Below are 21,924 nucleotides of genomic sequence, written 5' to 3'. Positions count from 1 at the left end.
GTGAAAGACCTTAAAGAACTTAAGAAAATAGAAGAATTCTCCAACCAGTGCATGAAGTGCGGCTTTTGCAGTTTCTTCTGCCCGGTCTACCAGGAAGAGAAGATGGAGACATCTGTGGCACGCGGGAAGAACTACCTCGTGAAACAGATACTCGCAGGAAAGCAGGAATTCACGCACGAGATGGCGGATATTATAGGAAAGTGCCTTCTGTGCAAGCGTTGTGCGGCGAACTGTCCCGCAAAGACGCAGATAGACCGCGTCGTAGTGGCGGCCCGCGCCCAGCTGGTAAAGGAGAAAGGGCTCGGAGCCATCAAGAATTTCGCATTCCGCAAGGTAATGGCGGACAGAAAGGCCTTCGGGAAGTATGCAAGGCTCATGCAGAAGTTCCAGTGGATGATGCCCACCACGGAAGGGAAGATCAAGCACCTTCCCGATTTCGTGAAGGGCCTTGGAAGAAGGAATTTCCCCAGCCTGTCAAAGACATTCCTGAGAGACCAGGTCAAGCCGGTCTATAAACCCCAGAACGGCGAGAAACCCAAGATGAGAGTCGGTTTTTTCATGGGATGCGCGACCGACTTTGTCTACCCCGAACTGGGTCTCAAGCTTATCGACTTTCTGACCCGGCATGGAGTGGAAGTGGTTGTGCCCGAGGACCAGAATTGCTGCGGCGCCGCCATCTATTTCAGCGGCGACCTTGAGACGGGCCGGATGCTGGCAGACCTTAACATCAAGGCGTTCAAGGACCTCAACGTGGATTATATCGTCACCGCCTGCGGGACGTGCAGTTCCACGCTCAAGGATTATCAGAAATATCTCCCGGAGACCGAGGAGCAGAAACAGCGCTACGAGGAATTCGAGAAGAAGATCAAGGATAGTACGGAATTTGTCATAGATATCCTCAAGATCCCTCCGCAAGACTTCAAATTGAAAAAGGAGTTCGAAGGGAAAGTAGTCACATGGCATGACCCCTGCCATCTTGTCAGGTACCAGAACATCAAAGATCAGCCGAGGGCGATCCTCAAGGCCCTCAAGGGTATTAAATATGTGGAAATGCCTAACGCCGATATGTGTTGTGGAATGGGTGGCTCATTCAGCGTCTACCATTACGATCTGACGAAGAAGATAGCGGGCAAGAAAATGGATGGCATCAAAGCGACCGGTGCGGATATCGTCGTGACCGCTTGCCCAGGATGCATGATCAACCTTATTGATAACGTTTTGCTAAACAAAATGCCGCAGAAGGTGCATCATTTCCTGGAGCTGGTAGAGTAGCAGATCGATATCCCTAGGACAACCGTACATCTACATCTCAAACTCACAGGAGGAGTATACTCATGAAGAACGGCCACTGGATGACAGCGAAGGATGTTCTAAGGATTCAAGCATTTAAGTACCCGGACAAGATCGGCGCTAAAGATCTTTACAAGCAGTTTACCTTCAAGCAGTGGAATGAGAGGACCTGCCGGCTCGCGAATGCCCTTGCCGATCTCGGCCTCAAGAAAGGCGACCGTTTTGCGGTTCTCGCCTACAACTGCGTTGAGTGGATGGATTTCTACGGCGCAGCCGCGAAGGGCGGATTTCTGTGCGTACCGCTTATGTTCAGGCTCGCGGGACCGGAAATGGAATATATCGTCAATCACTGCGAAGCGAAGGCCTTTATTGTCCAGAGCGGCAAAGACCCCGCAGACGGCAAGGAATTTCCGTGGATCGACCTGATCAACGGTATGAAGAAGAACCTGAAGACCGTTGAACACTACATCAACTTTGCCGTCGACAGCCCCAGCTATGACGGCTATATCAACTACGAGCAGATGCTCGCGAAGGCAAGCCTTGAAGAACCCGCAGTCGAAGTGACCCCCGACGATACCTGGGTCATTATGTACACCGGCGGAACGACAGGCTTGCCCAAGGGCGTCATGAAGAGCCATGCAAACCTCTTCTCCCAGTATTTCATCATGATCTACGACCATGAGTTCAATTTCGACGACACCATTCTGTTGGTCATGCCTTGCTGCCACGTCAACTCCCTGTTCTACTCATTTGTCGTGACATGGGTCGGCGGCACGGTCATGTGCTACAACATGGTCTCCTTCAACCCCGAAAGTCTCATCAAAACCTTCTCTGATCACGGGGTTACCTTCACATCCCTTGTTCCGACACACTACATCATGATGCTGGCACTCCCGGACGAAGTGAAGGCCAAATACAACCTGAACGCCATCAAGAAGCTTCTCTGCTCTTCCGCTCCCGCACGGCGCGACACGAAACAGGGTATCCTTGCCATGTTCCCCAATTCAAGGCTCTATGAGGCATACGGATCAACCGAGGCAGGATGCGTAACGGTCCTGAAACCGGAAGAACAGATGAAAAAGCTTGGTTCCATCGGCCGCGAGGCGATCGGAACGGACATAATCCAGATCTACGACGAAGACGGCAGTCTCATAACCGAGCCCAACAAGATCGGCGAACTCTATTCCCGCAGCCCGATGATCTTCGAGAGCTACTGGAAAGACCCGGAAAGAACGAAGAACGCAATGAAGGGCCAGTACTTCAGCGCTGGTGACATGGGTTACCGCGATGAGGAAGGCTACTACTATCTGGTCGATAGAAAGGCGAACATGATCATCTCCGGCGGCGAGAATATCTTCCCGTCAGAAGTCGAGAACTGCGTGGGCGGACACGCGGATGTTAAGGATGTTGCCGTCATCGGCGTGCCTCATGAAAAATGGGGCGAACAGGTAACGGCAGTCGTCGTCCTCCACGAAGGCAAGAAGATGGAGCCCAAGGAAATTACCGAATGGTGCAAGGGCAAGATTGCCGGTTTCAAGGTTCCCAAGAACATATACATCATCCCCGATGAAGAGATGCCGAGATCGGGCGCCGGCAAGATCCTCCACAGGATTCTCCGCGAGCGTTACGGCAAGTGGGGAGACCAGCAGTAGAATTTTCAGGTAAGCAAGGAACGGGGACTTCGGTCCCCGTTTTTTTATGGTCTCATGGCTCTTGCATGAATCGTGGAGCCTGCAAGAAGCGCTCTTCCGGGAATGCATGCTGAACATAGAAAAGGCGACAGACGCAGGGCGTGCATTTTTTTGGTTTCCCTATCATGATCGCAGGATGATGGAAGATCATTTGTTGCATCATTGCGTCGGGAGAGGGCATTTTAGTGTTGAAAAAAAAACCGGTGTGGGGTAAAACAAATATACGTTTTTTTGGGTTAAGGGGTTACGTGAGAAGCTGTAAGGGCACTACTTCAATCGCTGGTCTTTATTCTGACGGCACTGTTTCACATTCATCTCCGGATAGCATAATATTGTGGTATCGTGAGCATTGCTTGTTTCTGAGCAAGACGCCCTGTTGATCCTTTCACGGGGCGACATAACGGGATTTTCATCAATCACACTAAGGAGGGTTTTGTTATGAAGAACGGTCATTGGTTGACAGCTAAGGATGTGCTGAGAGTGAATGCCTTTAAGTGGCCTGATAAGGTGGGCATCAAGGATCTTTACAAGGCCTTTACATTCAAGCAGTGGAATGAAAGGGCCTGCAGGCTTGCAAACGCTCTCGCCGACCTGGGGATGAAGAAAGGCGACCGTTTCGCAGTTCTCGGATACAACTGTGTCGAGTGGATGGATTTCTACGCGGCTGCGGCCAAGGGCGGATTCCTGTGCGTGCCCCTCATGTTCAGGCTTTCGGCCCCGGAAATGGAATACATCATCAATCACTGCGAAGCGAAGGTCTTCATCGTTCAGAGCGGCATCGACAAGGCGGACGGCAAGGAATTTCCCTGGATCGATCAGGTTAACGGCATGAAGAAGAACCTGTCGACGGTTCAGCATTACATCAACTTTGCCGTTGACAGCCCCAGCTATGATGGCTTTATCAACTACGAGCAGATGCTCGCCAAGGCCAGCCCCGCAGAGCCCGATGTCGTTGTCGATCCTGACGATATCTGGGTCATCATGTACACCGGCGGGACTACGGGCCTTCCCAAGGGCGTTATGAAGAGCCACGCCAACCTCTTCTCCCAGTATTACATTATGATTTACGATCACAATTTCAACTTCGATGACTGCAATCTGCTCGTCATGCCCTGTTGCCACGTCAACTCCCTTTTCTATTCATTCGTCGTGACCTGGGTGGGCGGCACCGTCATGGCCTACAACATGGTCTCCTTCAACCCCGAAGGGCTCATCAAGTGCTTTGCGGACTTCGGAGTTACATTCACGTCCCTCGTGCCGACACACTATATCATGATGCTGGCCCTTCCCGACGAAGTAAGGGCGAAATATGACCTTACCTGCATCAAGAAACTGCTCATTTCTTCAGCTCCCGCCCGGCGCGACACGAAACAGGGCGTCCTCAAGATGTTCCCCAACTCCGAGCTTTATGAAGCATACGGTTCCACGGAGGCGGGTATTGTTACTGTTCTGAAACCGCACGAGCAGATGACGAAGCTTGGTTCCTGCGGACGGGAGGTTATGGGCAGCGATGTCCTGAGGCTCTACGATGAAGACGGAAACCTTGTTGACAAGCCGAATGTAGTCGGGGAGCTTTATTCCAGGAGCCCACAGATCTTCGAGCAGTACTGGAAGGACCCCGAAAAGACCAAGGCGGCCATGAAGGGCGAGTACTTCAGCGCCGGTGATATGGCGATGCGGGATGAGGAAGGCTACTACACCCTCGTCGACAGAAAGGCCAACATGATCATCTCCGGCGGCGAGAACATCTTCCCGTCGGAAGTCGAGAACTGCGTAGGCGGTCATCCGGACATCAAGGACGTAGCCGTCATAGGCGTCCCTCATGAAAAATGGGGCGAACAGGTGACTGCGATCGTTGTCCTTCATGAAGGAAAGAGCATGGAAGCGCAAGATGTTACAGCGTGGTGTAAGGGCAAGATAGCCGGTTTCAAGGTTCCGAAGAACATCGTCTTCATCAAGGATGAAGAGATGCCGAGATCAGGCGCCGGCAAGATCCTCCACAGGATACTCCGCGAACGTTACGGCAAATGGGCCGATCATCAGTAAGATAGGTTAGGCACAAAACAACGGGGACTTCGGTCCCCGTTTTTTTGTGCGGGTAATCAGGCACCGCAGCGACGCATCACCTCTTGCATCCCTTTCCTTGTCCCTCCCCCTCATTTATGATAAGCTTACCCGATGATAGCCGATTATTCCTTGTATCTGCAGGTTGGCGATCATGTGTATCACAGGCGGTACGCACGATGGGGCATGGGGATCGTTGTCGAGGAGCGACGGTCCGAATTGCCCGGTGGGTTTTGCTACGTCCGTATAGACTTTCAGGATGGAAAGGTACGCGTTTTCGACAACAACTATAAAAGCGTGAACTGCTGTTACTACGCGGGCATTGAAAAGATACACGAGAGACAGGTTTCTCTGGAAGAGGCTCCGCGAAGCAGGAAGAAATCCAAGAAGATGCTCCCTCCCTGAGGGAGAGGTCGCGTTGGAACGAACGGAGGACGAGTGGACAGCGAACTGACAAAATTTGTCCGCGGCGGCGGGTGAGCGTCGAAGATAGGTCCGGGTGACCTGGCGAACATCCTTTGCGGGATAGAGATCCCTGTGGATGAACATGTTATCGTAGGAATTGAAGGCTTTGAGGACGCGGGTGTCTACAAGGTGACGGACGAGATTGCCCTTGTCCAGACGGTGGATTTCTTCACCCCCGTCGTAGATGATCCTTACTGGTTTGGCCAGATAGCCGCGGCGAACGCCTTGAGCGACATCTATGCTATGGGTGCCACGCCAAAGACTGCCCTCAATCTCGTCTGCTTTTCACCTAAGAAGTTCGACATAGGGATCCTGAAGGAGATCATTCGCGGTGGGGCGGACAAGATACGCGAGGCTGGAGCGAGTCTTCTCGGCGGCCACAGCGTTGACGATGAGGAAATCAAATACGGGCTGTCGGTGACGGGAATTGTCCATCCCGACAAGGTGCTTCTCAATGTGGGAGCGAGGCCGTCAGATATTCTTGTCCTCACAAAGCCCCTCGGGACGGGTATCATGAACACCGCCATCAAGGGCAAACTTCTCGACGATGATACTGCCATGGGTCTGGCGAGGGTGATGGCCGCTTTGAACAGGGCCGCAGCCGAGGCAATGCTCTCCGTGGATGTCCACGCCTGCACGGATGTGACGGGTTTCGGCCTTGCGGGACACCTCAAGGAGATGATACGGGAATCCCTCGGCGTCGAACTCTACGCCGAAAGACTTCCCTATTTCGCTCAGGCCGTTGAATTTGCCGCGTCGGGTCTGGTCCCCGGAGGCCTCTACCGGAACAGGGACTTTTACACGGAACACGTGGTCGCCACGCGTTCGGATTTCTTCTATGACATCATATTCGATCCCCAAACATCGGGCGGTCTCCTCATGGCCCTCGACCCCCATGACAGGGTGAAATTCGAGGAAACTGCCACCCGCCTTGACGTGGACTGCCACGTCATAGGTACCTTCCTGGCTGAACCGAAGGGAAAGATTCTGCTGAGATAAGTCTCTAGCTCTTTACGAGAGGATAATTCCGGTCCGTCCACCCGTGGATGCCATATTCGAGGTTTCTGGCGTTGCGGTATCCGTAGGCCCTGAGGTAGACCGCGGCGTGGGAGGAGCGGGAGCCGCTTGCGCAGTAAACCACGATAGGGCTGTCGAGGTCTTTTGGGAATTCACCTATTCTCAGGGCGACTTCCCGGACGGGGATATTGACGGCGCCCTCGATGAAGCCGGTCTCGTTGAGCTCTTTGGGCTCGCGGACATCGACGAGGAAGAGCCTCTCCTTCTTCTCGATCCTGTGCAGGAGATCTTCTGTCTGAATGACCGTTTCCCCATGGGGTGTTGCAAGGATGCTTTCCATGGAGACGCAGAAGCTTTTCATAAGCGGGCCCAGTTCACCGGACTGGGCCGGTTCCGTGTTGCTGAGGCCGCATTGGAGTTTTCCCGTTTTCGCGTCAAGCGGCGGGAAGAGGCCTTTCAGGAATTCCTCGAATTCGTGAGCGGTGCGGTGCGTCTTGAGACAGACATTGTTGACCTTTTCGTAGCCCAGGGAGGAATTGATGTTCCCCCTGTAGTCGTGGGCGGGATAAACGATGAGATCATCGGAAAGCGGCATGATCCTGTCGAAGAGGCTTCCATACATATCGCCGGAGCTCCCGCCTGGAAGGTCGGTCCTTCCGCACTGGCCTATCATGAGGACGTCCCCCGTAAAGAGCCGGTCGCCGGCGAGGAGGCACATGTGGTCCTGTGTGTGCCCCTTCGTTTCGATCACCCGCAATGTGATGTTGCCGATGGATAGCGTATCATCGTCGCCGAGATGGATATCTATCCTCTTGCGGGCGTTGTCGGCGAGGACCTTCTCTATCCCGAAGAGGTCAGTGACCTTCGCTCCTATTTCCCTCTGCGCCGGGGTGTTCCTGTTCATGACCGTCTTTGCTCCAAGCCTGTCTGCAAGCTCCTGTGCGAGGGAGACATGATCGACATGCGTATGGGTATCGATCACGTGGGTTATGGTGAGCTCATGGGATCCGGCGAAATCCAGGAAAGGAGCCAGTTCATGAGAAGGGTCGATGATCGCCCCTTTCTTCTCGCTGTCGCAGGCGATGACATATGCGAGACATCCATCGAAATTGAACTGCTTGAATATCATGTCACACCTCCTCGGCCAGGTTCTTCATGGCCGTCTTCAGAATCCTGCCGGCAGCAAGTTTCGAGATGACGACTATATCCTCAAGCGGCAGATAACCCGTGATAGAAGGATCGAAAAGCGCCTTGGCGGATGGAGGAAATTCACCGTCCCCTTCCCAGAGAACAAAGGTGACGGGCACCTTCGGAAAGGCGAAAAGCGTGAGAGAGGCGTCGCCGAATTGTTCTTCTCTTGCCCCAAGGCCGAGGCCTGCGTCAAGAAAAGCATGCCTGTCATAGCCGAATGCCCTGACAAGAGGCCTGAGCACCCTTTTCTCAAAGACGGGATCATAATGCATGCATGCCGGAATGTCCCCATAGGCGACCTTTTCGCCCGTCAAGGGGATTCCTGAAGCGGTGTTTATGTAGTGGAGGATAATGATCTTCGAGACGAGAGTGACATTGGCGTCTCTCGAGCTGGAGAAGGTGAATCCGGGAATGCCAAGGACGATGGTTTCGTCGAAAAAGGGGACATGAACCCGCAGAGCGCCGCCGTTTCGCTCATGGCGTAAACCTGCGAGGAAGAACTTCTCTTCCATGGCGCTTTTCATGAGTTCGTCGCGAGCGCTGTCGAAGACACCCTTGTATGTTTTTTGTCGTTTGAGTTCCATGGTCACCGGCCGATCTTGTCTCTGACCTCTTCAATCTTTTTCCGGTAATCTTCGCTGTGGAATATCTCCGTTCCCATAACGAGCATGTTGCCCCCCGCCTTGACGACCTCGGCGGCGTTGCTTGCCTTGATGCCGCCGTCGACCTCGAGGTCTATGTACCTGCCGGCCTCATCGATCATCCTGCGCGCCTGGCTTATCTTTCCCGCCATCGCGGGGATATATTTCTGACCCCCGAAGCCGGGATTGACGGTCATGACAAGGACGAGGTCGACGATGTGGATGACGTGCTCGAGCTGGTTTAACGGCGTCGCAGGATTGAAGGATATGCCCGCCCGTGCTCCCGACTCCTTGATGACATCAAGGGTCCTGAATAGATGGTTGTCCGTCTCGGCGTGTATTGTAATAATATCGGATCCGGCCCGCGCGAACTCCTGCACGTATTGCGCGGGGTTCTCTATCATCAGGTGGACATCGAGGGGTTTCTTGTTGATCCTGCGCAGTGCCTCGACAAACATTGGGCCGATGGTGATATTGGGGACGAAATGACCGTCCATAACATCTACGTGGATAAGGTCAGCGCCTGCCCGCTCAACGTCCTCGATCTCCTGGCCGAGGCGCAGGAAATCGCAGGAGAGAATGGACGGCGCGATGAGGATATCTTTCATAAAGCCTCCATGATCAGTAGATATTGATGACTATCTCCTCGGTAGAATTGAATATCGTTCTGGGAAGTATGGAATACTCTATGCCGTTGCGGGACGATGCCCGGTCGGCTCTGGCGTAATTGATCCTGTATCTGATTCCCTTGGATTCCAATTCGTCGGCAAGTTCGTTGTAATTGATGTTGCGGGTGTCGGCCATGAGATAGTAGGACCTCGGGGCAGTGCCGACGAAAAGGGTGACCTTGCCGTATTCGAGGATGTCCGTTCCCTGAGGCGGCAGTTGCGCAATGATCTTACCCGTTTTAGGGTGGGGGACCATGACCGTCTTTTCAAGGGCGAGATGTTTTTCGCTGAAGACCGGCTGGGCCTCCTCGAGGGTGAGCCCCAGAAACCCCGGCGTTTTCATGAGCTCCGGTCCTTCGGAGACGATAACGTAGACCACCCTGCCTTTCTTGGTGGAGATGTTGGCATCGGGTTTCTGGACCGTTATATGGTTGTAGGGCACGTCATTTCGCCGTTCATATCTCAGGACGACAAGGGCGAGCCCCTGTTTCCTCAGGAGTTCCCGGGCATTCTCGACGGTCTTTCCCCGTACATCCGGACAGATGGTGGTTTGTTGGAACTTGAGGACGAGACTTATCGTCAGGTATGTCGACAGGCCGAAGACGAAGATGGGTGCCACAATATAAAATACTATTTTTATGAGCTTCATAGCTTTCTTATTCGTGCTATAAAGAAACCGTCCATAGCCGTTTCATGCGGTAACGAGATAAAACAATCCTTATTAAACCGGAACGGGAGTGGATTTTCAAGTACAAACTTCTTGTCTTTTGCCAGGTTATCAATGACATCCATGGTCTCTTCGGGCTCGAAGGAACAGACGCTGTAGACCATCCGTCCGCCCTGGCGCAAGAGGTCCCACAGTGTCCGAAGGAATGAGAGCTGCAATGCCCCGAACCGGGGAATATCCTCCTCCTTCCTCCGCCACTTGATCTCGGGGTGCTTGCGGATGATGCCAAGCGACGAGCAGGGTGGATCCACGAGGATCGTATCGAAGGTTCCGGGCCTGAAAGGCGCCATAAGGGCGTCTGCGCATACGATCCTGCCCGTCAGAGATGACAGCTTGAGGCGTTTCATGTCGTTGTCCATGGAAATGACCCGTCTTTCGCGGCACAGTTCGGCGATTTGTTTCGTTTTGGTCCCCGAACCGGAACAGGCGTCCAGAATGCTCGTCCCTCCCGCCGCCGCAACGGCCATGCCCGCAAGTTGGGACGCCTCTCCCTGAACGCTCAAAAGCCCGTCCTGAAAGAGGGTGCTTGCAATGACCGGTGAAAGGCGACGGACAATGAGGGCACAGGGCGAAACGCTCCCGGTACGCGCCTCGATCCCTCCCGCCGCGAGGTCTTGCATGGCCTTATTGACAGTGGTTTTCAGCGTGTTGACCCTGAGAGTGAACAGGGGCTCATCGTTGAGGGTTATAAGGAGCTTTTCGGTGTCTTCCTTACCGTACCTATCCGTCCAGCGGTCTATGAGCCACCGGGGGAAGGCGTAGCGCGCGGCCTCGCCGGGTGGCAGGCCCTGAAGCTCCCCGTCATTGATGAACCGCCTCAGGACCGCGTTGACGAAACCGGCGACGAATTTCCCCTTTTCGTTCTTAGCGTAGTCGACGGCCTCGTTGATTACGTGATAGTGGGCTTTCTTCATGAAGCCCGCCTGGTAGATGGTTATCCACAGAAGGTACCGGACGTCCCTGTCTATCGGCTTCGTGGTGTACCGGGAAAGGACAAACTCAAGATATCCCCGATGACGCACCACCCCCGAGGTTATCTGGTATATGAGTGCCCGTTGACCCTCGTTCAGGCGTGAACGAGAAAAGATCGCGTCAATGGTCTCATCGAGAAACCTGCCTGTTTCAACATCGCGAATGATGCGGATTGAAATGGCCCTGAGGAGATGTCCGAAGTTATCGCCGATAGGCCATATCCTCCAGTCTCCTGATCCTCTCTTCAATGGGGGGATGGGTGCTGAAAAGGGATCGAATGCCGCCGGCGTTGAAGGGATTAACTATGAACAGGGGTGCAGTTGACGGGTTCGCGTCATTCATGGGGTTACGTGCCACGCCGGCGTTGAGCTTGCGCAGCGCCCCGGCGAGATAAAGGGGATTTCCCGACAGGCCTGCTCCGCCGTCATCGGCCAGGTATTCCCGGGAACGGGAGATGGCGAGCTGGATCAGCATTGCGGCAAAGGCCGCTATTACGGAAAAGATTATGACGGTGAATATATTGCCGCCCCCTTCGTCATCGCTCGAACTGCCTCCAAAAAAGGCGGCAAAACGGGCCCAGTTGGCAATCATGGTTATGGCGCCAGCCAGCGTTGCGGCCACGCTCTGTATGAGGATATCACGGTGTTTGATGTGGGAGAGTTCGTGGGCAAGAACGCCGTCGAGTTCTTCTCTCGTCAGGATGCGCATGATGCCCGTTGTGACAGCAACGACGCCATGCTCGGGATTTCGACCGGTGGCAAAGGCATTCGGGCTGTCGTTCTCGATGATGTAGACCTTCGGCATCGGGATGCCCGCGCGCTGGGCGAGAGATGCCACCGAGCCATAGAGCTGCGGCGCCTCCCCCTGGGAGACCTCTTTTGCGCCATACATTTTCAGAACGATCTTGTCGCAGAACCAGTAGCTCACGAAATTCATGATAAGGGCGATGGCGAAGGCGATCATTCCTCCGGACCTGCCCCCTATAATGCTGCCAAGACCAACCAGGATAATGGTGAGGATGGTCATCAAGAAAAAGGTCTTAAATCTGTTCATCCAACCTCCGATGATAAATTATCCTATACAGTATAAACATTTTATGTCTTTTATCAAGCCGGGAGTCCCTCCGAAATTCTTGCCTTTTGCCCCAAAAGGTTCGTAAAATAATGACCAGGATCTGGCCAGGTTTAAGCTTCTTCGAAAAAAGAGACCTGCACGACAAACTAAGGGGAGAAGAACAAACCGGATGCACCCTGCACGCCGCGGAGTTGGGGCACGGTACCCTTGTTGAGGGGTTGCTATGAACAGGAACGAATTTGGAGAAAGGAGAGAAAATGTCGCTTGAGAGTGAAGGTGCGATGCACGTCTTTTTCGATACCCCGCCTGATGCGGCTTTCATCGTGGACAAGGAAGGAACGATCATTACCCTCAATGAAAACCTTGCCCGGCGCTTCAACCACGATGTGGATGACATGGTGGGGAGCAATATTTTCGACTATTTCGCACCCGAGGTGGCCCGCAGCAGGAAGGTTCTGATGGAGAGCATTATTGCCGGAAGGAGGCCGGTCTCCTGCACCGATTTTCGCGACGGCGTCTGGCTTGAGAACTGCTATTATCCCGTTCTTGACGGGGGAGGGTCCGTGGCGAGGATTGCCGTGTACAGCCGGGACATCACCGAGATTCGCCGCGCCGAGGAGGCCCTCAGGGAATCGGAGGAACGCTACCGAACCGCCATCGAGAATTCCAACGACGGCGTGGCCATGTTGAAGGGCAACATCCATCTTTATGTAAATGGCAAGTTCGTTGAGATCTTCGGATATGAAAGCCCTTCCGACATCATCGGGAGACCCCAGTCCCTTACCGTCCACCCCGACGACCACGAGAGGGTGGCCGATTTCACGCAGCGCAGGCAGCGAGGCGAGGCGATACCGGAACGGTATGAGTTCAAGGGAGTAAAACGCGACGGCGATATTGTCTACATCGAGGTTTCCGCGACGGGAACCACCTATAAGGGTGAACCCGTGGCGCTTGTGTACATGCGGGATGTGACGGCCCGGCGAATGAGGGAGGAAGAACTCTGGCTGACACGGTTCTCCATCGAACACGCCTCCGAATCGGTGTTCTGGATCAGGCCGAACGGCCGCTTTGTGTACGTGAACGAGGCTGCGTGCAAGAAGCTTGGATACACAAAAGACGAACTTGTCGCGCTCTCCGTCGTGGATGTGGACCCTGACCACACCTTGCGGGAACTCTCCGCCATAGGCAGATGCATGGCACAGGACGGCGCCGTCACTTTCAGATCCCATCACGAGACCAAGAGCGGTCGGGTCTTCCCGGTGGAGGTCCTTGCGAACCATGTTACATGTAACGGAGAGGATTTTATTTTTTGCTTTGCGCGAGACATCTCCGACAGGGAAGCGGCCGAGGAAAAACTGAACGTAGAGCGGCAGAAGTTTGAGGTCCTTATCGAGCATGCCCCTTTCGGTATGGCCATGTTCGACAGGGACGGCAGGTATCTCTATCTGAACCCCAAGTTTACCGACATCTTCGGATATACCATCGCCGAGATACCGGACCGCGCCTCGTGGTTCGGGCGGGCCTATCCTGACGAGACCATACGCGGGACGGTTGTCGACGCCTGGCATGACGATGACAGCACGAAGGCCGCCGGCGAAAAAATGCCCAGGACCTTTCCGGTAGTGTGCAAGGACGGGGCGACAAAGCTCATCAATTTCATTACCGTACGTCTTGAGAACGGCGACTACATCGTTTCGTACGAGGATATAACGGAGCGTCGTCTTGCCGAGGAGGCCCTTGCCAACGAAAAGGAGCGCCTGGCAGTCACGTTGCGTTCTATCGGTGATGGTGTGATCGCCACCGATCCGGAGGGAAGGATAGTCCTTATCAATGCCGTCGCGGAGGAGCTGACGGGCTGGAAACAGGACGAAGCCACAGGCAGGAATCTCACCGAGGTTTTTTACATCATCAACGAAAGGACCCGTCGGAGGTGCGAGAGCCCCGTCGAGAAGGTGTTGCGGATGGGGACTGTTGTCGGTCTCGCGAACCATACGGCCCTCATTTCGAAGGATGGCCGTGAACTTGTAATCGCCGACAGTGGTGCTCCCATATGGGACAAGGACGGGAGTGTTGCGGGTGTGGTGCTCGTCTTTCGTGACGTAACGGAAAAGAAAAAAATGGACGAGGAACTCCAGAAGATGAGCAAGCTCGAATCGGTGGGTATCCTGGCCGGAGGAATAGCTCATGATTTCAATAACATCCTCGCGGCCGTCCTGGGGAACGTCTCTCTCGCGAAGATGTATGCCAAACCCGCAGACGAGAGAGTATTGAAACGTCTCGTGGATGCCGAACAGGCGATATTGAGAGCCAAAGACCTGACCCACCAGCTTCTCACCTTTTCCAGGGGCGGCTCTCCAATCATGAAGACGACCTCCATCGAAAACGTGGTCAGGGAGACGGCCAATTTTGCCCTGACGGGTTCGCGGGTCAAGTGTGATTTTATCTTTGCCGCAGACCTTTTTCCGGTGGACATCGATGAGGGACAGGTGAGCCAGGTGGTGAACAATCTTGTCATCAATTCCCAGCAGGCCATGCCCGACGGCGGTATGATCACCATCGAGGCGATGAACCTCACCGTGTCGCATGGAATGGTACAGCACGGTGTCTTTCTCCAGCCCGGCAGATATGCCCGGATATCGGTGAAGGACCGAGGCATCGGGATTGCGCCGGAGCACGTGGACAAGGTGTTCGACCCTTACTTTACCACCAAGCAAAAGGGAAGCGGCCTTGGGCTTGCGACATCCTATTCGATCATAAAGAACCATGACGGCCATATTGCCCTTGAGTCCAAACCGGGTTCGGGAACGACCTTTCATATCTACCTGAAAGCGTCACAACACCATGCACCCACCATCGTCAGGGATATCCGAGACGACAGGAACACCGTGGTCAGGGCAAGGGTCCTTCACATGGACGATGAGGCGATGATCCTTCGCGCCACGAAGGAAATGCTGGAGAGTTTCGGATACGACGTGACATGCGCCGCGGATGGCAAGGAGGCGATCAGGAAGTATCGTGATGCCTCTGACGCGGGGAATCCCTTCGACGTGGTCCTCCTCGACATCACCGTCCCAGGCGGGCTGGGGGGAAAGGACACAATGAAGGAACTTCTCGCTTTTGACCCCGCCGTCAAGGCCATAGTCTCCAGTGGATATTCCAACGACCCCGTCATGGCAAGTCACCTGAGATACGGTTTCAAGGGCGTCATAGCCAAACCGTGCCTCATGGAAGAACTGGACGAGGTCATACGACGGGTGCTGCAGGAAGGCTAAAGCGACCATTTCACGCCCGTTATCGCGCAAGCCTCTCCTCTATAACTTCTTCCTGGCAAACACCTCGATCGCCGAGCGGCCTTCGAGGGGGCATTTGTTCTCGCAGATGCCGCAGCCGTTGCAGAGGTCATCGGCGATGTAGGGTCGTTTCAGGGTGACCCTTTTGCCCTGATAGTCGATGTCGTTGACGGTCTCGAAGCGGATGGCCTTCTCCGGAATGGGGCAGTGTTCTTCGCAAACGATGCAGTTGAGCTTTTTGGCGTAGGGGAGACAGATGTTCTTGTCAATGGCGGCGATGCCTATGACGCTCTTGCGCTTCTCGTTGAGAGGGAGCCGGGGTATGGCGCCCGTGGGGCAGACCTGGCCGCAGAGCGTGCAATTGTACTCACAGTATCCCAATCGGGGGATGATGACAGGCATGAAGATGCCGGTCACACCCGCCCGTGCCAGGTCGGGGTAGAGGGCGCTGCGCAGGCAAACCTTCATGCATTCTCCGCAGCGGACGCATTTCTTCAGGAAATCAGCCTCGCTCGTGACGCCGGGGGGCCGCAAGAGTCGGTGATTCTTTTCGGGATGACGAAAGGTGAAGGTCCTGGAAAGAGCAAAACCGGAGACAAGGCTTCCCAGTAATATCCTTTTCGACATGACAGGCTGCTCATGTCGCTCCCTCTGCGCCGAAAAGACACTTTTCCCCCGGAAGGGAAATCCGACCCGGCCGAAGCGGCAGTTTACCCTGCACTGCAGACAGCGGATGCAATTCTCCTGCTGCAGTATCTCCTCGTCAAATGCGGTCGGGCAGTGGCTGCGGCAATCGCCGCAGTCCTTGCAGATCCTTCCCGGGACCCTCCGAAACAGAGAGAAACGGCCGAGAAGACCGAGAAGCGTACCGAGGGGGCAGATATTCCGGCACCAGTTTCTTCTTTCGAACCTTTCAAGGATGAAGATAAATAGGAGGACGGCGAGGGAGAGAAAAGCCAGGGGATAGAATGTTTCGCGAAAAGGCAGGATATAGTCCCGGAGGACATCGTAGAGAAAAGCGGCATGGTCCCGCCCCTCTCCGGCGATCTTGTACAGCCCCGACCAGCCTGCCCGACTGGTATGGCCCAGAAGGGGGTAGAAGAAGAGGGTCAGCGCCCTGATGAGGATAGCGATGGGATCGAGGATTCCCGATACATTCACGGAAAAGACGGCCATTGCGAGGAGCGTAAAGAGCAGGTAGTGCTTGAAGGCCCCTTTCAGAAACCGGATGGGAGCGGATTTGGGGATCCTCTTTGTTACGAGATCGATCAAGGTTCCAAGGGGGCAGATCCAGCCGCAGAAGAACCTCCCCAGGACCAGTGTTAAGATCGTCATCAGCAGGGCCGGCAGGAGAAGCAGCGTAAAACCCTTTACGGCGAAAACATAGCTGGCCAGGACCAGGGGGTTAGCCCTGAAGAAGCTGTTGACGGCAACGGTGATCTCATCCTTCCCCCGGTAGTCGGTGACGATGAAAAGGAAGAGGAAAAGGGCGAGAAAGAAAAGTTGGGAAATGCGGGCAATCATAAAATACGGTTCCAGGTTTCATGTTTCATGTTTCAAGTTAAAGGACCTTCCGCGCCATGGGACCGTCCTCACGCTTTAATCACTTTTATCTTATTCAGGTTCATCTCCCCCAGACCACGCTTGTATGCTGTGACCGTTGTGGAGATGTCCTGGGGTTTCATGCCGAATAGGGTGGTGGCGTAAGCGTCTGCGGCGACGATGTCCCGCGACGCGATCACCCTGTTGAGAACCTTCACATCCTTCAGGCTTCCCCCCTGAGGGCCGTGGTTCATGAGTATCCGCGTGGCGTCGATGATCACGAGATGGCTTTTCACGACGCTGTTGACGTCAGAGAGGGCGTCTTCAATGCTGCGGTGAATATATCCCCGGTTGTCACCCATTATGCCCATCATATTCTTGAGGCCCAGGGTGAGTCCCGTCAGGCCGTGATTTTTTGCGATGGGAACGTTGATGAGCACATCGGCCTTGACGGCATCGTCGTAGAGGGGCCATTCCTTCAGGAAACGTCCGTTAAGGGCGGTTTTCTTGAAACGGTCGTTCTCAACGAGCCTGACATCGACGTTTTTCATGTTCTTCAGGGCAGCCGGGATGCCGCAGTTCTCGTAGCAGCGGCGCGCGTCGTTACAGGTGTTGTCAAAGACTTTGACCTTCCTCGCGCCCGAGGCGAGGCATTCCTCGACGATGGTCCTGACGACCAGGGGATGCGTGTTTGCGGCATATTCGGGCTTCCGGTCCCAGCCCATGTTCGGTTTGACCACAACGGTGTTCCCCGGCTTAACGAAGACCCTCATGCCACCCAGTGCGGCTATAACCTTCCGGGTGATGGCGGCATAGTCGGTCCCTTCAGCGACCACTACGGTCGGTGGCGGGGTCTGTGCAAAGAGGGTGCCGGGAATCCGGGTCGCCACAAGCGACAGGAGTCCCAGCTTTAGTAGATCTCTGCGTTTCACAGGCGCTTCTCCCTAGATCGCATCCTTGTTGCTCCTGTCAATGGCGCGGTCTATCTCTTCCTTAAGCGGTGTGGGAAGACCCTTGATATCTACGCTGAGGAAGCCGCGAACGATGGTCGAGGTTGCCTCCTCTTCAGATATACCCCGCGACATGAGGTAGTTTATCTCTTCCTGGGCGATCTTTCCGACTGCGGCCTCGTGGGACATGTCGACGCCTTCGACATGGCCTTCCAGTTGAGGTATGGAGTCGATGATGCCGCCTTTCAGGAGAAGTCCTTTGCATTCCAGGTGGGCCTTGATCTCGGGGGCCTCTCCGATGAGGTGGCCGCGGTTGATGATATGCGCGCCATTGCTGATGGACCTCTGCACTATCTCCGCACGGCAGCCCCTGTTCCTCAGGTATATCCTTCCGCCGATGTCGAGGTGGGAGCCCGGGGTACCGACGATGATGCTGTAGAACATCGCCGTGGCATCGTCACCGACGAGATGCGTCGTGGGATACATCTGGATCGACTGCACGGGCTTCATGCAGATATAGTTGTTGATGAAGAGGCCGCCTTCCTCGACGCGGGCGACGGAGCGGGGGCGAACGCTCATCTCCTCGGCCCAGTTGTGGATCATGGTGAAGCTCAGCCTGGCACCCTTCTTGACGAAGAACTCCGATATGCCGACATGTACGCCGCGCCTCATGTGGGGTGATGTTGCGCAGCCGGTGATGATGTGGAGTTCCGAACCCTCCTCGGCGATGATGAGGTTGTGGACGTTCTGCTGGAGGTTTTCCTTGTCGAGATAGAGGCAGGCCTGGATGGGATAGATGCTCTTGCTTCCCGGCAGGGCCCTGATAACGTACCCGTCGTGGAGTTCGAGGAACGCCGACGCGGTGTACTTGTCCTGGTCCACGGGAACGAGCTTCCAGAAGTACTCTTTGACCCACTCGTGTTTTTTCAACGCCTCTGTCACGGGCATCACCTCGATGCCTTCCTCGTTGCTGTGGCAATGAACGACGGTGGTGTCCTTCTGGAAATACGTTCCGCCCCTCCCTGTATCGGTCACATCAAGCCCCGACATGATGAGACGGTCCTGTTCCTCCTGGGGGATGGCGCAGATCTCTTCCTCGGCGAGGTACTTGTGGGGAACAAGGGACCTGTCGAAGGAATCAAGGTCGACATCGTCGCCAAAGGTCGCTTTTTTGTCGAGGGCCCGGCGGGCCTTTTCTGCGAGCTCTTCTACATTGTACATTTCACACACTCCTCGTAACCCAATTGACCGATACACCGGAATATCTCTCGCGGATTGCCCGCACAGGCGAGAACCCCGTTGAAGAGCACCTGGCCCTTGTCGGCGGGGACATAATCGAGGATATATCCCGTGTGGGTGATAATGAGCCCCATCTTGGTCCTGTCCTTCCATTGCCGGGCAACAGGCTTTGCGTTCCCCGCTTTCGGCGATTCCTTTTCCAGGATCTGGGCTATCGTGGTCCCGATGAGGGCCATGTTCTCGATGTCGACGCCGGACTCAGGCTCGTCGAAGAGCATGAGGTCCGGGTTCTGGGCCTTGAGCTGGAGGAGTTCGGAACGCTTGATCTCCCCTCCGGAGAAGCCGGCATTGACATCCCTGTCGAGGAAATCCTCAAAATTGAGGGACCGCGCCATCTCTTCGACATCGACCTTTTTTTTCGCACAGATGTCGATCATCTGTCTCGTCTTGAGACCGTTTATTGTGGGCGGCCGCTGGTAGGACATGCCGATCCCCAGGGCTGCCCGCTCGTTGAGCGGGGCGTGTGTTATGTCCGTTCCCTTGAAGGTTATCTTCCCCTTCTTGACGATATACTGGGGATAGCCCATGATGGTCATGAGAAGGGACGTTTTGCCGGACCCGTTGGGACCGAAAAGAATATGGGTTTCCCCCGGTCTGATCTCGAGATCGATGTCTTTGAGAAGGATCCTGCCTGCCAGTTCCACCTGGAGATCTTCGATTGTCAACATTGCCGACTCCTTTTTAAAGGCTCTAGAATGTTATTGAATTTAATTATTCACTTTTGTTTGTCAGGGGTCAAGGCTATACTTCATGGTATGGATATATTTAAAGAAATGGACAGACGGGACGTGATGCGTTTCATCTGTGTCCTGGGCGTGTCCTTTCTCATGCCCCACTCGGCCGAGCCGAAGGAGATAGAAAAGCTCCTTGACAATGAGGACCGGGAGGGCTTCTACATCCGCTTTATTAAACCGGTAAGGCCGCCAGACCCCAACAAGTGGTCCCTCGCTGTCGGCGGCCTCTGCGAGAACCCGCAGAACCTTAGCCTTGCGGTCATCAGGAAACTGCCGAAAGTGACGCAGGTTTCGCGCATGAAATGCGTTGAGTCATGGTCTAGCAAGGCGAAATGGGCGGGGTTCCGACCGAAGACCTTTTTCGATCTTGTGAAACCCACCTCCAGGGCCAAACATCTCTATTTCTACTCGGCGGACGACTACTACGAGTATATCTCCCTCGAGGAACTCCTCAAACCCCGGGTGCTTTTCGCCTACGAAATGAATGACGCTCCCCTTCCACCCGAGCATGGAGGGCCGCTTCGCCTCCTCATGCCCTCGAAGTACGGCTACAAGAGTGTGAAAACGATCGTCAGGCTCGAATTTATCGAGAAGGGCGGTACGGGATACTGGTCGAAATACGGCTATTCTAAAGATGCCACCATAGAGCCCGGTACGGACCATGCCCTCGACCTCAAGGACTACAGGAGGATAACGAAGCCGGGGGAGCCGGAGTATTGAGGAGACATGTCATGGGCGATGACGGGGGCAGAGAGAAGTTTGACGGGCAGATGCGGCATTGGGAGGGTTATCTTTCCTCCGTACCCGACATGTTCGGGACGGAACCGAGCGAGTCTGCCCGTGCGGCCCTTGATGTGTTTCGTGAGGACGGCGGACGGGACCTCCTGGAATTGGGGGGAGGGCAAGGAAGGGATACACTTAAAACGATGTGCCGAACTTATCCATTGTTGTGATCGCGAAGGAACGTTTTGGCGATGTCGAGGGCCTCGCGGCGGTCTCTGATCTCGCCGGCTATCTGTTTGTCGCGGATGGCGTCGAGGCATCTGCCCAGGAGGGGACCCTCCGCAAAGCCTTCGGCCAGAAGGTCGTTGCCGGACACCAGCCTCGGTAAAGGTTCCTTTTTTGATTCATGCCATGCCGCCAGGATGGAATCGCAGTTCTGAATGACCTGCCGCGTTGAGGCATTCTCTTCCCCCCCGGAGCTTCCGTACATGTCGCAGAGCGTGAGGGCTATGAGCTGAGGCGTCAGGTCTCCCATTTTGTAGATGAGCCGTCGTATCGCCTTTTCCGTCGCCTCCGAGGAACTGATGAGAAAGATGCGCATGTGGCTTTCGATAAGGGCGGTTATCCTTTTCGCCTCATGGGTGCTGAACCGGAGCCTTTCCATTATGGCGGCGGCCATATCCTTCGATATCCGCTCGTGGTTGAAGAAGTGGACGAGATCCTTGGCGTCGTCATAGGAATAGGTATGGGCCTTCCCCAGATCGTGAAATAGGAGGGCGTATCCCACATCTTTTGCGGCCAACCGATCGGCCAGATAGAGGCCGCCGCGGGAATGGAGGAAGGAAAAACCCAGAAGGGTGTGGCCGTATGTCTCGAGGGAAAAACCTTTTTCCACATCCATGATGCGAAGGGCTTCAAGCTCGGGGAAGACCTGAAAGATGAGACCCGTTTTCGTGAGCGTGTCCATCCCGCGATGGACGCCATCGGAGACCATGATAAGGTCCAGTTCGTACTTGATCCTCTCGGGCGCCGTCTTTTCAATGAGCTGCCGCGAAGATGTCATTGCCTCAATGAGCTCGGGATCAAGCGTGAAGTCTTCGAGGGCGGCGAAGTGCCTGACGGCCTTGAGCATTCTCAGCGGGTCGCTGGCGATGGTATCGCGGCTGGGATAGCGGATGAGCCGTCTTTCGATATCGTGAAGACCGCCCAGAGGATCGATGATCGAGTCCTGTCGTATATCGAAGGCGACAGCGTTCATCGTGAAATCCCTGCGTTCGAGGTCTTTCCCGATGGTCTCCTCGAGGATGGTAATGTCGAGGACCGTCTCGCCCGCGACTATCCGGTGCGTCTGGATGGGTTTCTTGCCGAGAAGGAAGGAGCGTTTGCCGAAAGCCTCCTCGATGCGGGTCAGATCGGCGGCATCCAAAAGGGCGAAGTCGTAGTCCCGCGGTTCCCTGCCGAGGGCGATCTCCCGTATCGCCCCTCCCACGAGAAAAACCTCTCTTTTGAAGGGACACGCAGCCAGTGTGCTTACGATGCTACCGCTGCTGATTAAACGGGCAAGTTCCTGATGTGAGATCGCCAAC

General features: G+C 54.9%; 18 protein-coding genes. 7 read left to right on the top strand and 11 right to left on the bottom strand.

The window, feature by feature from the left end:
• The 5 genes from PHC90_08475 to selD all read left to right on the top strand — a co-directional run bounded on the left by PHC90_08475 (position 1) and on the right by selD (position 6,509).
• Positions 1-1,272, top strand: coding sequence for a (Fe-S)-binding protein (locus tag PHC90_08475; protein ID MDD3846382.1), 1,272 nt, complete (start codon positions 1-3; stop codon positions 1,270-1,272).
• A gap of 62 nt (positions 1,273-1,334) precedes the next feature.
• Positions 1,335-2,942: an AMP-binding protein gene (locus PHC90_08470; GenBank protein MDD3846381.1), complete on the top strand. Its 1,608-nt coding sequence runs from the start codon at positions 1,335-1,337 to the stop codon at positions 2,940-2,942.
• A gap of 477 nt (positions 2,943-3,419) precedes the next feature.
• A complete protein-coding gene (locus tag PHC90_08465; GenBank protein MDD3846380.1) occupies positions 3,420-5,027 on the top strand; it encodes an AMP-binding protein in 1,608 nt (535 codons plus the stop codon).
• Positions 5,028-5,159: 132 nt separating this feature from the next.
• Positions 5,160-5,450, top strand: coding sequence for a hypothetical protein (locus PHC90_08460; GenBank protein ID MDD3846379.1), 291 nt, complete (start codon positions 5,160-5,162; stop codon positions 5,448-5,450).
• Positions 5,451-5,483: 33 nt separating this feature from the next.
• Positions 5,484-6,509, top strand: a complete 1,026-nt coding sequence (selD, locus tag PHC90_08455) for a selenide, water dikinase SelD (GenBank protein ID MDD3846378.1) — start codon at positions 5,484-5,486, stop codon at positions 6,507-6,509.
• A gap of 4 nt (positions 6,510-6,513) precedes the next feature.
• On the opposite strand, the gene PHC90_08450 is transcribed toward selD, so the two are convergent.
• From PHC90_08450 to htpX, 6 genes are read right to left on the bottom strand one after another with little or no spacing between them, the layout of a single operon-like run.
• Positions 6,514-7,656 (bottom strand): MBL fold metallo-hydrolase, encoded by a 1,143-nt coding sequence (locus PHC90_08450; protein MDD3846377.1) that lies wholly within the window; start codon positions 7,654-7,656, stop codon positions 6,514-6,516.
• A 1-nt stretch (position 7,657) separates the two neighbouring features.
• Positions 7,658-8,302 (bottom strand): DUF3786 domain-containing protein, encoded by a 645-nt coding sequence (locus tag PHC90_08445; GenBank protein ID MDD3846376.1) that lies wholly within the window; start codon positions 8,300-8,302, stop codon positions 7,658-7,660.
• A 2-nt stretch (positions 8,303-8,304) separates the two neighbouring features.
• Entirely contained in the window at positions 8,305-8,967 is a 663-nt protein-coding gene (gene rpe, locus PHC90_08440; GenBank protein ID MDD3846375.1) for a ribulose-phosphate 3-epimerase, read from the bottom strand.
• Between the two features lie 13 nt (positions 8,968-8,980).
• Complete coding sequence (locus PHC90_08435) at positions 8,981-9,676, bottom strand: PASTA domain-containing protein (GenBank protein MDD3846374.1); 696 nt, start codon at positions 9,674-9,676, stop codon at positions 8,981-8,983.
• The gene (locus PHC90_08430) at positions 9,673-10,974 is read right to left on the bottom strand and encodes a transcription antitermination factor NusB (GenBank protein MDD3846373.1); all 1,302 of its coding nucleotides are present in this window, start codon (positions 10,972-10,974) and stop codon (positions 9,673-9,675) included. Before PHC90_08430 ends, PHC90_08435 begins: the two co-directional genes overlap by 4 nt.
• Positions 10,928-11,779 carry a zinc metalloprotease HtpX gene (htpX, locus tag PHC90_08425; GenBank protein ID MDD3846372.1) on the bottom strand — a complete coding sequence of 284 codons (852 nt, stop codon included), beginning with the start codon at positions 11,777-11,779 and terminating at the stop codon, positions 10,928-10,930. Before htpX ends, PHC90_08430 begins: the two co-directional genes overlap by 47 nt.
• A gap of 278 nt (positions 11,780-12,057) precedes the next feature.
• Here htpX and PHC90_08420 point away from each other — a divergent pair, with 278 nt between their 5' ends.
• The gene (locus PHC90_08420; GenBank protein MDD3846371.1) at positions 12,058-15,072 is read left to right on the top strand and encodes a PAS domain S-box protein; all 3,015 of its coding nucleotides are present in this window, start codon (positions 12,058-12,060) and stop codon (positions 15,070-15,072) included.
• Between the two features lie 39 nt (positions 15,073-15,111).
• Here the strand turns inward: PHC90_08420 and PHC90_08415 are convergent, their stop codons facing one another.
• The 4 genes from PHC90_08415 to PHC90_08400 form a co-directional block, all read right to left on the bottom strand.
• Positions 15,112-16,614: a 4Fe-4S binding protein gene (locus PHC90_08415; GenBank protein ID MDD3846370.1), complete on the bottom strand. Its 1,503-nt coding sequence runs from the start codon at positions 16,612-16,614 to the stop codon at positions 15,112-15,114.
• A gap of 68 nt (positions 16,615-16,682) precedes the next feature.
• Positions 16,683-17,564 (bottom strand): DUF362 domain-containing protein, encoded by an 882-nt coding sequence (locus PHC90_08410; protein ID MDD3846369.1) that lies wholly within the window; start codon positions 17,562-17,564, stop codon positions 16,683-16,685.
• Positions 17,565-17,576: 12 nt separating this feature from the next.
• Positions 17,577-18,803 (bottom strand): SufD family Fe-S cluster assembly protein, encoded by a 1,227-nt coding sequence (locus PHC90_08405; protein MDD3846368.1) that lies wholly within the window; start codon positions 18,801-18,803, stop codon positions 17,577-17,579.
• Positions 18,791-19,549, bottom strand: coding sequence for an ABC transporter ATP-binding protein (locus PHC90_08400; protein ID MDD3846367.1), 759 nt, complete (start codon positions 19,547-19,549; stop codon positions 18,791-18,793). Before PHC90_08400 ends, PHC90_08405 begins: the two co-directional genes overlap by 13 nt.
• Positions 19,550-19,636: 87 nt before the next feature.
• Here PHC90_08400 and PHC90_08395 point away from each other — a divergent pair, with 87 nt between their 5' ends.
• On the top strand, positions 19,637-20,335 hold the full coding sequence (locus PHC90_08395; protein ID MDD3846366.1) for a molybdopterin-dependent oxidoreductase: 699 nt from the start codon (positions 19,637-19,639) through the stop codon (positions 20,333-20,335).
• Between the two features lie 217 nt (positions 20,336-20,552).
• On the opposite strand, the gene PHC90_08390 is transcribed toward PHC90_08395, so the two are convergent.
• Positions 20,553-21,923, bottom strand: coding sequence for an HD domain-containing protein (locus PHC90_08390; GenBank protein MDD3846365.1), 1,371 nt, complete (start codon positions 21,921-21,923; stop codon positions 20,553-20,555).
• Position 21,924 lies beyond the last annotated feature (1 nt).

Source organism: Syntrophorhabdaceae bacterium, from assembly GCA_028698615.1.
GTDB lineage: Bacteria > Desulfobacterota > Syntrophorhabdia > Syntrophorhabdales > Syntrophorhabdaceae > Delta-02.
Note: the sequence above shows the minus strand (reverse complement) of the source record. Positions and strands in the feature narration are given on the sequence as shown.